This window comes from Microbispora sp. NPDC049125 (genome assembly GCF_040802045.1).
In the GTDB taxonomy this organism is placed as follows: Bacteria; Actinomycetota; Actinomycetes; order Streptosporangiales; family Streptosporangiaceae; genus Microbispora.
The window spans coordinates 1-14,515 of the sequence record NZ_JBEZDW010000057.1 but is presented as its reverse complement, the minus strand read 5'-3'; the positions used below and the strand labels follow the sequence as shown (position 1 = coordinate 14,515).

The 14,515-nt window shown below is 73.8% G+C and carries 8 protein-coding genes; 5 read left to right on the top strand and 3 right to left on the bottom strand.

The genetic code is table 11. The features are described from left to right. Positions 1-129 precede the first annotated feature (129 nt). Positions 130-2,223: a cytochrome c oxidase assembly protein gene (locus tag AB0B72_RS37790; protein WP_367744403.1), complete on the top strand. Its 2,094-nt coding sequence runs from the start codon at positions 130-132 to the stop codon at positions 2,221-2,223. Between the two features lie 57 nt (positions 2,224-2,280). Here the strand turns inward: AB0B72_RS37790 and AB0B72_RS37785 are convergent, their stop codons facing one another. Next, positions 2,281-3,969, bottom strand: coding sequence for a DEAD/DEAH box helicase (locus AB0B72_RS37785; RefSeq protein ID WP_367744402.1), 1,689 nt, complete (start codon positions 3,967-3,969; stop codon positions 2,281-2,283). A gap of 237 nt (positions 3,970-4,206) precedes the next feature. Here AB0B72_RS37785 and AB0B72_RS37780 point away from each other — a divergent pair, with 237 nt between their 5' ends. Together AB0B72_RS37780 and AB0B72_RS37775 are read left to right on the top strand one after the other, a co-directional pair. Beyond that, positions 4,207-5,520 carry a monooxygenase gene (locus tag AB0B72_RS37780; protein WP_367744401.1) on the top strand — a complete coding sequence of 438 codons (1,314 nt, stop codon included), beginning with the start codon at positions 4,207-4,209 and terminating at the stop codon, positions 5,518-5,520. An 87-nt stretch (positions 5,521-5,607) separates the two neighbouring features. After that, positions 5,608-6,768, top strand: a complete 1,161-nt coding sequence (locus AB0B72_RS37775; protein ID WP_367744399.1) for an MFS transporter — start codon at positions 5,608-5,610, stop codon at positions 6,766-6,768. A gap of 65 nt (positions 6,769-6,833) precedes the next feature. On the opposite strand, the gene AB0B72_RS37770 is transcribed toward AB0B72_RS37775, so the two are convergent. Then, on the bottom strand, positions 6,834-7,628 hold the full coding sequence (locus tag AB0B72_RS37770; RefSeq protein ID WP_367744398.1) for an SAM-dependent methyltransferase: 795 nt from the start codon (positions 7,626-7,628) through the stop codon (positions 6,834-6,836). A gap of 134 nt (positions 7,629-7,762) precedes the next feature. Here AB0B72_RS37770 and AB0B72_RS37765 point away from each other — a divergent pair, with 134 nt between their 5' ends. Continuing rightward, positions 7,763-9,094: an MFS transporter gene (locus AB0B72_RS37765; protein ID WP_367744397.1), complete on the top strand. Its 1,332-nt coding sequence runs from the start codon at positions 7,763-7,765 to the stop codon at positions 9,092-9,094. Here the strand turns inward: AB0B72_RS37765 and AB0B72_RS37760 are convergent. After that, positions 9,042-9,404, bottom strand: a complete 363-nt coding sequence (locus AB0B72_RS37760) for a carboxyl transferase domain-containing protein (RefSeq protein ID WP_367744396.1) — start codon at positions 9,402-9,404, stop codon at positions 9,042-9,044. The two genes, AB0B72_RS37765 and AB0B72_RS37760, sit on opposite strands and share 53 nt — an antisense overlap. Before the next feature lie 458 nt (positions 9,405-9,862). Between AB0B72_RS37760 and AB0B72_RS37755 the strand changes: the two genes are divergently transcribed. Beyond that, positions 9,863-14,515, top strand: a 4,653-nt coding sequence (locus tag AB0B72_RS37755) for a beta-ketoacyl synthase N-terminal-like domain-containing protein (RefSeq protein ID WP_367744395.1), incomplete at its 3' end; no start/stop codon positions are given.

Sequence of the window (14,515 nt, the reverse complement as noted above, 5' to 3'; positions counted from 1 at the left end):
GCCGGGGGCTTGATGTCCGTACGCGGACCATGGGATCTTTCCGGCATTCACCGCGTGACATGGGGCCTCTCGCCATACTCGGGACGACCCGTGCTCGCGCGGGGCGGTGCGACGCGAGAGAAGCCGACGATGACAACCCCCCAGGAACGACGGAGCCTCCTCGCCACAACGGGCGTCCCGGCTGCGGCGTTCGCCGTGCTCGCTCTCACCCTGTGGTTCGGCGGCGGGAGGCCGCGGCCCGCGATCCCCGGCCTGCCGTCCCCTGGAACGCTGACCACAATGGGCCTGCCGCTCGTGCGGCTGGTCCACGACGTCTGCGCCGTCGCCACGGTGGGTGTCCTGCTGGCGGCGGTGGTGCTGGCCCGGGAGTCCGACTCCCCGCGGGCCATCGCCCGGGCCGCCGGCCCTTGGGCACTGGGCTGGGCGGCGAGCGCGGCACTCACGCTGGTGCTCACGCTGTCGGACTTCCTGGGGCTCCCGGTCGGGAACGCGCTGCGCTCAGGCGTCCTGCCGACCTTCCTGTTCTACATCCCGCAAGGGCAGGCGTTCCTGCTGGTGACCGTGGTGGCGCTGACGGTGGCCGCCGGCGCCTTCCTCTCCCCCGGCCGCGCGGAGAGCGCCCTGCTGCTCGCGCTCGCCGTCTTCGCGGTGCTGCCCCCCGCGTACGTCGGCCACTCCGCCACGGCCGCCGACCACAATCTCGCCGTCTCCAGCCTCATGGCGCACATCGCGGGCGTCACCGTGTGGGTCGGCGGGCTGTTCGGGCTGGTCACGTTCCTGCGCCACTCGGCCGGGCTGGCGGCGGCGGTCCGGCGGTTCAGCGCCCTCGCCCTGTGCTGCTACGTGGCCGTCGGCGTCTCGGGCACGCTCAACGCCTGGGTCCGGCTCGGCGACGTCACCCTGCTCTGGCAGTCCCGGTACGGCGTGCTCGTCCTGGCCAAGGCGGCCGCCCTGGCCGCGCTCGGCTGGTTCGGATGGCGTCACCGCCGCGCGACGATGGCCACACTCGACGCTCTCACCTCGGCGACGCCACCGCTTACCTCGGCTACGCCACCGGCCGCCGCCGGCGTGGACGACGCGGCGCCCCCAGTCGTCACGGACGTGGACGACGCGACGCCTCCGGCCGTCACGGATGTGAAGGCCTCGGCGGCCAGGGGGCCCTTCCTGCGGCTCGCCGCCGGGGAGATCGCGGTGATGGCGGCGACGATCGGGCTGGCCGTCGGGTTGTCGAGGACCGCGCCGCCCGAGGCGGCGGGCGCCGCGGAGCATCAGCACGACGCGCTCGGCTACGTGCTTCCCGCATTCAGTCCCGGACGGCTGGCCGCGGAGATCCGGCCGGACCCGATAGCGCTGCTCGCCGTCGCCGGGCTCGCCGTCGCCTACCTGGTAGGCGTGCGGCGGCTGGCCGGCCGGGGCGAGGCCTGGCCCGCCGGCCGGACCGCGTCGTGGCTGGCGGGCCTGCTCGTGCTCGCGTACGGGCTTGCGGGAGGGGTCGCGGCCTACGGGCCTGCCGTCTTCTCCATCCACGCCGTTCAGTACGCGCTGCTCGGAGCCGTCGGCCCGGCCCTGCTCGTGCTCGGCGCCCCGCTGCGCCTCCACCAGCGCGCCGATCCCGCCGCCGCGCGGTGGACGGAGGGCCCCGTGGTCCGCGCGCTGACCAGGCCCGGGGTCGCGCTGGCCCTGTACGCCGTGCCGTACCTGGCGCTATATCTGACCGGCCTGTTCGAGATGGCCCAGACGAGTCTCGCCGTACGGCTGTGCCTTCAGGCTGTCGTGGTGCTGACCGCCGTGATCTTCCTGGAGGTCACGGCCGGCACCGGTTCGCCGTCGCGCGGGATCCGGCCACCGGTCCGGGTGCTGCTGCTGGCCGGGGCAGTCGCCGTACAGGCCTGGATCGCTCTGCTCCTGCTGGCCGGACCGCTGCAGGGGCCGGGGTGGTACGCCTCGCTGGCGCTGCCGTGGGCCCCGGAGCGGGCCGCCGACCAGCGCTTGGGCGCGCTGCTCGGCCTTGTGCCCGTCGTGGCGGCCTTCACGGTGCTGCTCCTGGCCGGCAGGCGTGGCGCGCGCCGCCTCCCGGCATCCGGGGGGCTGCCCACACCACCATCAGCGGAGCCGTCCGCGGAGCCCTCCACCCGGCAGCCCGCCACGGAACCCACGGAACCGTCCGCGGAGCCTTCCGCCGGGCAGCCGGCCCCGCCGCCATCGGGCCCGTCCTCGCCCTGATCAGGGCGTGCGCCGACCCGGCTGGGGACTCTGTCCTCAGCCGGGAAGGCTCTCTCCTCAGCGGCGGCCGGCGCCGCCCTCGCGGTCCCGCCGGATGATCGGCTTCTTGCCCTTGATGGTGGTCCGGCGCAGCGCGGTGATCACGTCCTCCGCGGCGCCCTCGGGGATCTCCACGAGCGAGAAGCGGTCGGCGATCTCGATCGCCCCGATGTCACGCCCGGTGACGTGGCTCTCCCCGGTGATCGCGCCCACCAGGTCCTGCGGCCGGACGCCGGCGCTGCGCCCGGCGCCGACGAACAGCCGGGCCATCCCGCCCGACGGGCCCCGGCCGCGCCGGTCGTCGCGCGCGGGGCCGTCGCGGTGCCCGCGCTCGGGCCGCGCGGTCCTCGGCGCCGCCTCGGGGATCTCCTCCTCGTCGGCGGCGGCGCCGGACGACTCGTGTGCGAGCTTGACGGCGGCGAGCGCGATGTCCATCAGGTCGAACTCGTCGGTGAGCGTCTCCACGACGACGCGGAACCGCTCCAGGTCGCCGTCCTCCATCAGGCTGTCCTGCAGGGCGGCGCGCGTCAGCTCCAGCCTGCGGGCCCGCAGGTCGGCCACGGTCGGCACCTTCTCGATCGTGATGCGGCTCCGGGTCACCCGCTCGATCGTCTTGAGCATGCGGTGCTCGCGCGGCTCGGCCAGCGTGATGGCGACGCCCTCGCGGCCGGCGCGGCCCACCCGGCCGATCCGGTGGACGTACGACTCCGGCGCCGACGGGACGTCGTAGTTGATCACATGGGTGAGCTGGTCGATGTCGAGGCCGCGCGCCGCCACGTCGGTCGCGACCAGCAGGTCGGCCGTGCCGGCGCGCAGCCGGCCCATCACGCGGTCGCGCTGCTCCTGGCCCATGCCGCCGTGCAGGGCCTCGGCCCGGTAGCCGCGGCCGTTCATGGTCTCGGTGAGGTGGTCGACCTCCTCGCGCGTGCGGCAGAACACGATCGCCGCCGTGGGCGACTCCACGTCGAGCACCCGTCCCAGCGCCGCCGGCTTGTGCGACCGGGGCACGATGTACGCGCTCTGCCGTACGAGCGGGGCCTCTCCGGAGGAGGGGGTCTCACGCTCGATCCTGATGCGGACCGGGTTGCGCAGGTGGCGGCGGGAGATCGCGTCGATCCGCGGCGGCATCGTCGCGGAGAACAGCACGGTCTGCCGGTCCTCCGGGGTGTCCTGGAGGATGGCCTCGATGTCCTCGGCGAAGCCCATGTCGAGCATCTCGTCGGCCTCGTCCAGGATGACCATCCGCAGGCCCTTGAGGGGCAGCGTTCCGCGGCCGATGTGGTCGAGCGCCCGGCCCGGGGTCGCCACCACGACGTCGACCCCTCGCTCCAGCGCGCGCAGCTGCCGCCCGATCGGCTGGCCGCCGTAGATCGGCAGCACCCGCGCGCCAAGGTCGCGGCCGTAGCGGTGCATCGCCTCCGAGACCTGTACGGCAAGCTCGCGGGTGGGCACGAGGACGAGGGCCGAGGGCTCGTCGCCGTTTCCCTCCCCCAGCCGCTGGAGCACGGGCAGCGCGAAGGCGGCGGTCTTCCCCGTCCCGGTGGCGGCCTGTCCGAGCAGGTCACGTCCTTCCAGCAGGGGCGGGATGGCCTCACGCTGAATGGGCGTGGGCTCCTCGTAACCGAGATCGGTCAGGGCTTTGAGGAGCTCGGGACGAAGAGCCAGATCGGCGAAGCCGGGCCCGTCGTCGATCACGTTCTCGACCATGTCAGGCTCCTCCAGGGACGGATGTGCACGCAATGACATTACGGTCTCTCGCCCCGTACCCCGAATTCGCGCCCGGCACAGGGCCATGACCGCACTTCGGATGTACGTCTTTCTTCACTCCGCGGAAGGACCCGTACGGGCCCTGAGAGGGATGGCAGGCCGCCCCGGACGGAGGAGCCTTGACGGCGGAGAACCCCCCGGTGACGGGCACCGGGCGGCGGGGAGGAAGGGGCTGTAGTGACGAGATCGACCGGTGGACCAGGCAAGGCGGGCATGGCGGGGGCGGCGCTCTGCGTGACACTGCTCCTCGCCTCCTGCGGCGGCGAGGCTCCCCCCGCGCACGGAGCGGCTCCCGCGGGGGCCGGCCCCGCGGCCGGCGCGCACGCCCACGACGGCACGGCGGACCCCCGCATCACAGCGGGCACCGGCGGCACGGCGGGGGCGACCGGCGCGACCGGCACCCCGGCGCAGGGCACGGCGCACGGCGGGCATGGGCAGGCGGTCACGCCGCCGCCTCCTGCGCCGCTGCGCCCCTCGGAGCGGTTCGTGACGCTCACGCTGCCCCAGCCGTACCGGCCGGTCGCGCCCTCCGGCGGCATCGACGAGTACCGCTGCTTCCTCGTGGACCCCGGGCTCGCCGGGCGGGCGTTCCTGACCGGAAGCCAGTTCCTGCCGCAGAACGCGGCCATCGTGCACCACGCGATCATCTTCCAGGTCGGTCCCCGGCAGGCCCAGGCCGCCCGCGCCCTGGACGCCTCCACCCCCGGCCAGGGCTGGACCTGCTTCGGGGACGCGGGAGTCGAGGACGGCTCCTGGGTCGGCCACTGGGCGCCGGGTGCGAACGAGACGCTGCTCGATCCCGCGATCGGCTATCCCATGCCGGCCGGCAGCCAGATCATCATGCAGGTCCACTACAACCTGCTCGCCACGGGCGGCAAGCCCGGCGGCGCCGACCGGTCGGGCATCCGGCTGCGCCTCAACGACGGCGCCGCCGCCCTGACGCCGCTGGAGACCTCCCGGCTCATCGCGCCCGTCGAGCTGCCCTGCACGGCACGCGAGTCCGGCCCGCTGTGCGACCGCAAGGCGGCGGTCGGGGACGTCGCCCACCGGTTCGGGGAGCAGGCCCGCGCCACCGTCGACGGACTGACCCGCATGTGCGGCAGGGGAGCGCCTCCGGTCGCCGGCCCCACGCAGCACTGCGACTTCCCGTCCCCCGAGAAGGGCACCGTCTACGCCGTCGCCGGGCACATGCACCTGCTGGGACGCTCGATCAGGATCCAGCTGAACCCCGGGACGAGCCGGGCGCGCATGTTGCTCGACATCCCGGCGTACAACTTCGACGCGCAGGCCATCCACCCGCTGCCGCGGCCCGTGGAGGTCAAGGCCGGAGACACCCTCCGGGTGACGTGCACGCACGACGCCGGGCTGCGTGCCCTCCTGCCGGCGCTGCGCGGCCTCCCCCCTCGTTACGTCGTCTGGGGTGAGGGCACCGCCGACGAGATGTGCCTGGGCCTGCTGCTCTGGACTCCGGGGGCCCGGCCGGCGGGATGAAAGGGCCCTCGCTCACCACTCCCCGCCTTTCCAAGCGGGCGTCTACGCCCAAATCGCGTTAAAGGATCATCCTGGTAGCGTGTCCGCGTGGATCAGCGGGTGGTGAGGCGGGCGAGGGTCGCGGTCGCCGTCACGTTCGCGTTGCACGGCGCGGTCACCGGAAGCTTCGCGACCCGCATCCCCTGGTTCCAGGAGCACCTCGGGGCCGGGCCAGGCGAGCTCGGCCTGGCACTGCTCGCCCCGGCGATCGGCTCCATGCTCGCCATGCCGACCACTGGCCGGATCACCCACCGGTTCGGCGGCCGGGCCGTCACCCGGTGGCTGCTCTTCCTGTGGTGCGCCGTGCTCGCCGTGCCCGCGCTCGCCCCCAACCTGCCCACGCTGTGGGTGATTCTCCTCATGTACGGCGCGTGCGCGGGCATGTGCGACGTCGCCATGAACGCCCAGGGGGTGGAGGTCGAGCGGCACCTGGGCCGGTCGGTCATGTCGGGGCTGCACGGGATGTGGAGCGTCGGCGGCCTGCTGAGCGGGGCGGTGGGGATCGCCGCCGCCCACGCCGAGATCGACGCGCGGATCCACCTCGCCGTCGTGGCGCTGGTCCTGGTCGTGGTGGGTTTCGCCATCGGGCCGCTGCTCCTGGACACCCGGGCGGAGGCGGACGAGGTGGCACCGCCGAGGTTCGTCCCGCCGCCCCGCGAGGTGCTCCTCATCGGGCTCATCGGATTCTGCGCGGTGTTCGGGGAGGCGGCCAGCCAGGACTGGTGCGCCGTCTACCTGAAACAGGTCGCCGGCGCCTCCCCCGCGGTGGGCGCGGCCAGTTACACGGCCTTCGCGTTCACGATGACCCTGGGGAGGCTCTGCGGTGACGCGGTGGTCCGCCGGATCGGGCCGGTGCTCACCGTGCGGATCGGCGGCGTGCTCGCGACCGCCGGCGGGGTCCTCGTGGTCGTGTCCCGCTCCCCCGCCCCCGCGGTCGCCGGCTTCATGCTGATCGGCCTCGGGATCGCGGTGGTCGTCCCGCTGGTGTTCGCCGCTGCGGGCAACGCCGGCCGCACGCCGAGCGAGGGAGTCGCCGGCGCGGCCACGGTGAGCTACGCCTCGGGGTTCGTGGCGCCGAGCATGATCGGCGGGATCGCGACCGTGAGCAGCCTGCCGGCCTCGTTCGCGCTGGTCACCGCGCTGATGGCGGTGATCCTGCTGGGCGCTGGCGCGCTCGCCCGGGGGACGCGCGACAGCGTCGCACCTTAGAGACGTCGCTCCGCGGAAGCGTCACACCGTAGAGGCGTGCGCGACGGCCTCACCGGAGGTGACCGTCACAGGATCTGGCCGACGCCGCAGAGGAAGTACGCCTTGGTCTGCTTCTCCAGCAGCGGGTTCACGACCGGGTGGTCGGGGCGCCACTCGTGCAGGTTGACGATGCCCGGCTCGACGAGGTCCAGCCCGTCGAAGAACGGCGCGATCTCCCCCGTCATCCGCGCGACGAACTGGGCGGAGGCGTTCTGGTAGACGCGCTCCACCCTGGGCGCCGCCTCCGGCCGCTCGTCCACCGCCACGTGCGAGATCGCCATGTAGCTGCCGGGGGCGAGCGCGCTCCGGAGCTCGGCGATGATGCCGCGGGGGTCGTCGGAGTCCGGGATGAAGTGGACGATCGCCAGGAGCAGCACCGCGACCGGCCGGCCGAAGTCCAGATGGTCCCGTACGTCGGGGTGGTCGAGGATCTCGCGCGGGCGGCGCAGATCCCCCTCCACCACCTTCACCAGAGGGGAGCTCTGGAGCAGGGCGCGGGCGTGCGCGAGCACCTGAGGGTCGTTGTCCACGTACACGGTGCGCGCGCCGGGGGCGACCTCGGCCACCACCTGGTGGACGTTGCGCTGGGTGGGCAGGCCGGCGCCGATGTCGAGGAACTGCCTGATCCCCCGCTCGGCGAGGAACCTCACCGCCCGGACGAGGAACTCCCTGTTCTCCCTGATCCCCAAGGGGATCTCCGGGACGTACCGCAGGACCCTGTCGGCCGCCTCCCGGTCGGCCGGAAAGTGGTCCTTGCCGCCCAGGAAGTAGTCGTACATGCGGGCCGCGTTGGGAACGGCCGGATCGAACCCACTGCCCATCCCGGCCGAATCCATGGCTGCCCCCCGTGTTCCTCGGCGACGAAGTCGCCCAAGATCCTACTTCACAGGCCAGATATCGCCGCGATTCAGGCAAAAACGGTCGCATCGGCGTCCGCCGATGTCATGATCTTTCCATGGCCGCTTCCCCCTGGCGCCGGGTGCTGGGCGCGCAGCTCGCCGAGGGCATCACCAAGGTCAACATGTGGGCCCTGCTGTCCTTCGCGACCATCGGGACCGCGGTGGTGTCCTTCCTGCCGTCGGCCCAGCCGCACATCCTCACCACGATCCTGGGGGTGCGCGACTCCGCCCAGGGCACGACCATCGGCGTGCTCACTTTCGCGGCGGAGCTCGCGATGGTGCTCAGCCTGGCCTGGTACGGCGCGCTCGCCGACCGGGCAGGACGGCGGATGGTCGTCGTCGCGGGCCTGGGGCTGTGCGCGCTCGGCGCCGCGCTGTTCCCGTTCGCGGGCGGCACCGCCGTCCTGGTCGCGCTGCGCGTCGTGTTCGCGCTGGGTGTGGCGGCGGTCAACGCCATGCTGTCCACCATCGCCATCGACTACGTCCGTACCCGCTCGCGTGCCAAGTCGTACGGGCTGATCGGCGTCTTCGGCGGCCTCGGAGCGGTGGTCGCGGTCCTCGTGCTGGTGCGGCTGCCGGAGACGCTGGAGGCCCGGGGGCTGGAGCCGGTCACGGCGACGCGGGTGGCGTTCCTGCTGATCGCGGCCGGGATCCTGCTGTCGGCGGCCGCGCTGTGGCTGACGCTGTCGCCGGTGAGGGTGAGCACGACAGGCGAGCGCACGCCGCTGCCGCGCCTGGCGCGTGAGGGGATCACGCTCGCGCGCGACCCGGGCGTCGCGTTCTCCTACGCGGCGTCGTTCGTCGCGCGGGCCGACCTCGCGATCGTGGTGTCGTTCATGACCTTGTGGATCTCCCACTACGCCACCGATCATCGTGGGATGACGAGCGCGGAGGCGCTGGCCAGGGCGGGGGCCGTGGTGGGCGTCTCGCAGACGGTCGCGCTGGTGTGCGCGCCGCTGTTCGGTTGGCTGGGCGACCGGTTGCGCCGCGAAGACATGGTGATCGCGGCCCAGTCGATCGCGGCGGCGGCCTACCTGGCGACGCTGCTCGTCTCCGACCCGCTCGGTCCGGGCATGATGATCGTCGCCGTGCTGATCGGCGTGGGCGAGATCGCCGTGATCACCACCGCGGGCCCGCTGCTCGCGCAGCAGGCCCCGGCCGACCTGCGCGGCTCGGCGTTCGGCGTGCACACGCTCTGCGGCGCCGCCGGCGTGATGATCATCTCCGGGATCGGCGGCGTGCTCTTCGACGCGTGGCGGCCGGCCGGGCCCTTCGTGGTCTCCGGCGTCTTCGGCCTGCTGGTCGTCGCCTTCGGCCTCACCGTACGGCGCCGCATCACCGCGAAGGCCGAGGCCGACCTGGACAGGGAGGCCATGCCCGCCGGCTGAGCGGCACCTTGCGCAGCGGGTCGTTGGCCACGACTCTCACGGACCGGCCGGCGAGGCGGCCGAAGCCGACCACGACGTTCGGCGCCCACCGGGCATGGATCTCCACGGACCCGGGACCGTCCTCGCCGCCGTCGAGGATCTCGCGGACGAGCGGGCGGATGTCGCAGGCGCGGGTCCCGGGCAGCAGCGCCGACGGGTCGCGGTCGTCGGCGAGGCCGTCCAAATCGAACGTTCCCGATGCGGCGAGGAGGCCGGTGACGGCGCGGGTCCGCCGGTACGCGTCTTCCTCACCCGCCGCGACGACGGTCATGGACCACCCCTCACTGTGCGCTCGGTCCGGTCGACGACTTCCCTGGCACGGTAGGCGGGGCTGCCCGCCGGGTCCAATTACGATTCCTGATGAAAACCGGAAAAGAAATACTTATGAAAAGGCCCGGAATTCTCGTGGCACAGGTCACAGTTGACTATTTCACGCAATTCATGCCAATGTCGATCGCGTAAGCCGGTCATTGTCCGGAGATCCGGGCGTCGGCGTGGGGACCTGTGGGCCGCCGTCATGACGTGCGATTCAACCCCTGCCGCGACAGGAAGTCGCATTTCCGCACGACACGGCGGCCGCCCTATATAAATGGGCGGCCGGTCACGCCGGGGCGGCGACGCACGGCGATTCGACGGCGAATCAGCCACCGCTTCCGGCGACCGGGGGAATACGCGGGCACCACGGCGAGGACTACTGCGGCACTGCGCACAAGGGGTGGTTATTCCACGATGGCTGAAGACGGAACGACGGCGCCGGCCCGGCCGGCCACGGCGGACGGCGGCGCGATCGCGGTGATCGGCCTGGCCTGCCGGCTGCCGGGAGCACCGGGCCCGGAGGATCTGTGGGGGCTGCTCCGCGAGGGGCGTCACGCCATCGGGATGCCTTCCGAGAGCCGGCTGCTCGCGGGGCCGCTGCCGGACGGGCTGCCTGGCGGGTTCCTCGACCAGGTGGACAGGTTCGACGCCGCCTTCTTCGGGATCTCCCCGAAGGAGGCCGCCGCCATGGACCCGCAGCAGCGGCTCGCCCTCGAACTCGCCTGGGAGGCGCTGGAGGACGCCGGGATCCGGCCGCCCGATCTGGCGGGGGTGGCGGCGGGCGTCGTCCTCGGCGCCATGGCCTGCGACTACGCCACCCTCGTCGCCCGGCACGGCGAGGCCGCCATCACCCGGCACACGCTCGCCGGGCTCACCCGGGGCATCCTGGCCAACCGCGTCTCGTACGCGCTGGACCTGCGCGGCCCGAGCCTGACGGTGGACACCGCCCAGTCGTCCGCCCTGGTGGCGGTACACCTGGCCTGCGAGAGCCTGCGGTCGGGTGAGTCGGCGGTCGCCCTCGCGGGCGGGGTCAACCTGAACCTCACCCCGGAGAGCACCGTGACCGCCGAGCGGTTCGGGGGGCTGTCCCCCGACGGTCGCTGCTTCACCTTCGACGCCCGGGCCAACGGGTACGTCCGCGGCGAGGGCGGCGGAGTCGTCGTGCTGAAGCCGCTGGAGCGCGCGCTGGCCGACGGCGACCACGTGTACGCCGTCATCCTCGGCAGCGCGGTCAACAACGACGGCGCGACGGGCGGGCTGACCGTTCCCGACGCCGAGGCGCAGGAGGAGGTCGTGCGGCTGGCCGTGCGCCGGGCCGGGGTGGACCCCGCCGCGGTGCAGGTGGTGGAGCTGCACGGCACGGGCACGAGGGTGGGCGATCCCGTCGAGGCCGCGGGGCTGGGGGCGGCGCTCGGCTCGGCCAGGCCGTCCGGATCGCCGCTGGTGGTGGCCTCGGCCAAGACGAACGTCGGCCACCTGGAAGGGGCGGCGGGGATCGTCGGGCTGCTCAAGGCCGTGCTGAGCATCCACCACCGCGAAGTCCCGCCCAGCCTGAACTTCGACGTGCCGAACCCCGCGATCGATCTCACGGCTCTGAACCTCCGCGTGGCCACCGAGCTCGGCCCCTGGCCGCGGCCGGACGCCCCGCTCGTCGCCGGGGTCAGCTCGTTCGGGGTCGGCGGCGTGAACTGCCACGTCGTCCTCGCCGAGCCGCCCTCCGAGGCGGGGCTCGCGAACTCCGGTGCGGCGGGCACGGGGGTGACGACACCTGTGGCGGTGCCGCTCGTCCTGTCGGCCCGTGACGCCGTCGCCCTGCGCGAGCAGGCGGTGCGGCTGGCCGCGTCCACCGCTCTCGACGGCGACCCGGCCGACGTGGCGTACACCCTGGCCACCGGGCGCACGCCGTTCGAGCACCGTGCGGTCATCGTGGGCACGGACAGCGGGAACGGCACGGACAGCCGGAGCGGCGCGGACCTGCGGGCGCGGCTGCGAGCCTTCGGCGCGGGCGACCCGGCGGCCGGCGCCGTCCAGGGAAGGACACGGGCAGCCGGCCGGACGGTCTTCGTCTTCCCCGGGCAGGGGAGCCAGTGGGCCGGTATGGGGCGGGAGCTGGCCGAGGCCTCTCCCGTGTTCGCCGAGCATCTGTCCGCCGCGGCGCAGGCTTTGCGCCCGCACGTGGACTACTCGCCGCACGACGTGCTGTGGGGCCGGCCGGGAACGCCTCCGTACGACCGGGTGGACGTGGTCCAGCCCGCGCTGTTCGCCGTCATGGTGGCCCTGGCGAGGCTGTGGGAGTCGTTCGGGGTCCGTCCCGACGCCGTGATCGGGCACTCGCAGGGTGAGATCGCGGCCGCCCACGTCGCGGGGGCGCTGTCCCTGGAGGACGCCGCCGCGCTCGTGGTGCTGCGCAGCCAGGCGATCGCCGCGATCTCCGGGCGGGGCGGCATGGCGTCGGTCCCCAGGCCGGAGGCCGAGGTGAGCGCGATGCTCGGCCGGTACGGGGGGCGGCTGGAGATCGGCGGGGTCAACGGCCCGGCGGCCACCGTGGTGTCCGGCGACGCGGACGCCCTCGACGCGTTCGTGGCCGCCTGCCGGGCTGACGGCGTCGACGTGCGGCGGGTGGCCATCGACTACGCCTCTCACTCCGCTCACGCGGAGGCCGTACGGGAACGGCTGCTGACCGGACTGGCCCCCTACCGGGGCCGGAGCGCGGCCGTGGCCTTCTACTCCAGCCTCACGGGCGATCTGCTCGACACCTCTGAGCTCGACGCCGGGTACTGGTACCGCAACCTCCGCCACACCGTGCAGTTCGAGCGGGCCGTCCGCGCGGCCGTGCGCGACGGCCACGGCGTGTTCGCCGAGGCGAGCCCCCACCCGATCCTGACCGTCGGCGTCCGCCAGATCCTCGACGCCGCCGGTGGAGACGTCGCGAGCGTGGTGAGCGGGAGCCTGCGGCGGGACGACGGCGGGTTCGGCCGGTTCCTCCGGTCGCTGGCTCAGGTGCACGTGGCCGGGGTCCCGGTCGACTGGACGCGAGCCGTACGGCCCGGCGCCCGGCGGGTGCCGCTGCCCACCTACCCGTTCCAGCGCAGCCGCCACTGGCTCGACCTGCCGTCCGCCGCCAGGGAGGAAGGGGCGGTCGTCCGCGCTCCTCGGCCCGCCGAGGCTGCGGCGGCCGTTGCCGCGCCGCCGGGGGCTTCCCGGCAGATCGGGGCAGCGGCCTCCCCGGCGCCTGGAGCCGGGGACGCGGACACGCTGCTCCGTCTCGTGGTATCCGCCACGGCCGCCGTTCTGGGGCACAAGGACGCGGGGAGCGTGGCCGCCGACGCGACGTTCAAGGACCTGGGGCTCGACTCGCTGGGCTCGGTGGAGCTGCGCGACGCGCTGTCGGCCGCCACCGGCCTGCCCGTCGCCGCCACGGTCACGTTCGACCATCCCTCGCCGCTCGCGCTCGCCCGGCACCTGCACGCCGTCTCGGCCGGCGGTCCGGACGGGGCGGCCCAGGCCGCCGTACGGACGGGCGAGGCGCCACGGCCGGACGAGCCGATCGCGGTGGTCGCCATGGCGGGACGGTGGCCCGGCGGGGCCGACACCCCCGAGAAGCTGTGGGACCTCGTCCTCAGCGGGACGGACGCGATCACGACGTTCCCCGCCAACCGGGGCTGGGACGTGGATTCCCTGTACGACCCCCATGCCGTACGGCCCGGCACGTCGACGACGCGCGAGGGCGGGTTCCTCCACGACGCCGACCGGTTCGACGCGGAGTTCTTCGGCATCAGCCCGCGCGAGGCGGCCGCCATGGACCCGCAGCAGCGGCTGCTGCTGGAAGTGGCGTGGGAGGCGTTCGAGCGGGCCGGCGTCGTGCCCGGCTCCCTGGCGGGCACGCGGACGGGGGTGTTCGTCGGGCTGTCGCCGCAGGACTACGGCCCCCGGCTGCACGAGACCGGTCAGGGCGCGGAGGGCTACGCCCTGACCGGAACGGCGGCGAGCGTCGCGTCGGGACGCATCGCCTACACCTTCGGGCTGGAAGGCCCGGCGGTCACGGTGGACACGGCGTGCTCGTCGTCGCTGGTGGCCCTGCACCTGGCCGTACGGTCGCTGCGTTCGGGCGAGTCGGACCTCGCGCTGGCGGGCGGGGTGACCGTGATGTCGAGCCCCGGCATGTTCACCGAGTTCTCCCGGCAGGGCGGCCTCGCGCCGGACGGGCGGTGCAAGGCGTTCTCCTCCTCGGCGGACGGCACCGGCTGGGCCGAGGGAGTGGGCCTGCTCCTGGTCGAACGTCTGTCGGACGCCCGCCGCCTCGGGCACCAGGTGCTGGCCGTGGTCCGCGGCACCGCCATCAACCAGGACGGCGCCTCCAACGGCCTGACGGCCCCGAACGGCCTGTCGCAGCAGCGGGTCATCCGGCAGGCGCTTGACGACGCGGGCCTGGTCGCGGGGGACGTCGACGCGGTGGAGGCGCACGGCACCGGCACCACCCTGGGCGACCCGATCGAGGCCCAGGCGCTGCTGGCGGCCTACGGCCAGGACCGGCCCCGTCCTTTGTGGCTCGGCTCGCTGAAGTCCAACATCGGCCATGCCCAGGCGGCGGCCGGGGTGGCGGGCGTGATGAAGATGGTGCTGGCCATGCGGCACGGCATCCTTCCGAAGACTCTGCACGCCGAGCAGCCGTCCCCGTACGTGAACTGGGAAGCGGGCGGCGTATCGCTGCTGACGGAGCCGATCCCGTGGCCCGGGACCGGCCGTCCCCGCCGTGCGGGGGTGTCCTCGTTCGGCATCAGCGGGACCAACGCCCACGTCATCATCGAGCAGGCCCCCGGCGCCGAAGCCGAGACAGGTCCGCTGCCGCTGCCGGACTCAGTTCCGGTCACGGAGGCCGGGCCCGGGGCGGGCTCGGTGCCGGTGTCGGTTACGGAAGCGGGGCCTGGGACGAGTCCGGTGCCGGGCTCAGAGCCGGTGCCGGTGGCGTGGGTGGTCTCGGCCCGCACGGCGGAGGCGTTGCAGGGGCAGGCCGACCGACTGGCCGCCCATCTGGAACGCCACCCCGACCTGGACTTGGTCGACGTG

Bases quoted from the DNA above. Each gene is read 5' to 3' on its own strand.
- AB0B72_RS37790 (WP_367744403.1), top strand. From the start codon at position 130: ATGACAACCCCCCAGGAACGACGGAGCCTCCTCGCCACAACGGGCGTC.
- AB0B72_RS37785 (WP_367744402.1), bottom strand. From the start codon at position 3,969: ATGGTCGAGAACGTGATCGACGACGGGCCCGGCTTCGCCGATCTGGCT.
- AB0B72_RS37770 (WP_367744398.1), bottom strand. From the start codon at position 7,628: ATGGGCAGTGGGTTCGATCCGGCCGTTCCCAACGCGGCCCGCATGTAC.
- AB0B72_RS37765 (WP_367744397.1), top strand. From the start codon at position 7,763: ATGGCCGCTTCCCCCTGGCGCCGGGTGCTGGGCGCGCAGCTCGCCGAG.
- AB0B72_RS37760 (WP_367744396.1), bottom strand. From the start codon at position 9,404: ATGACCGTCGTCGCGGCGGGTGAGGAAGACGCGTACCGGCGGACCCGC.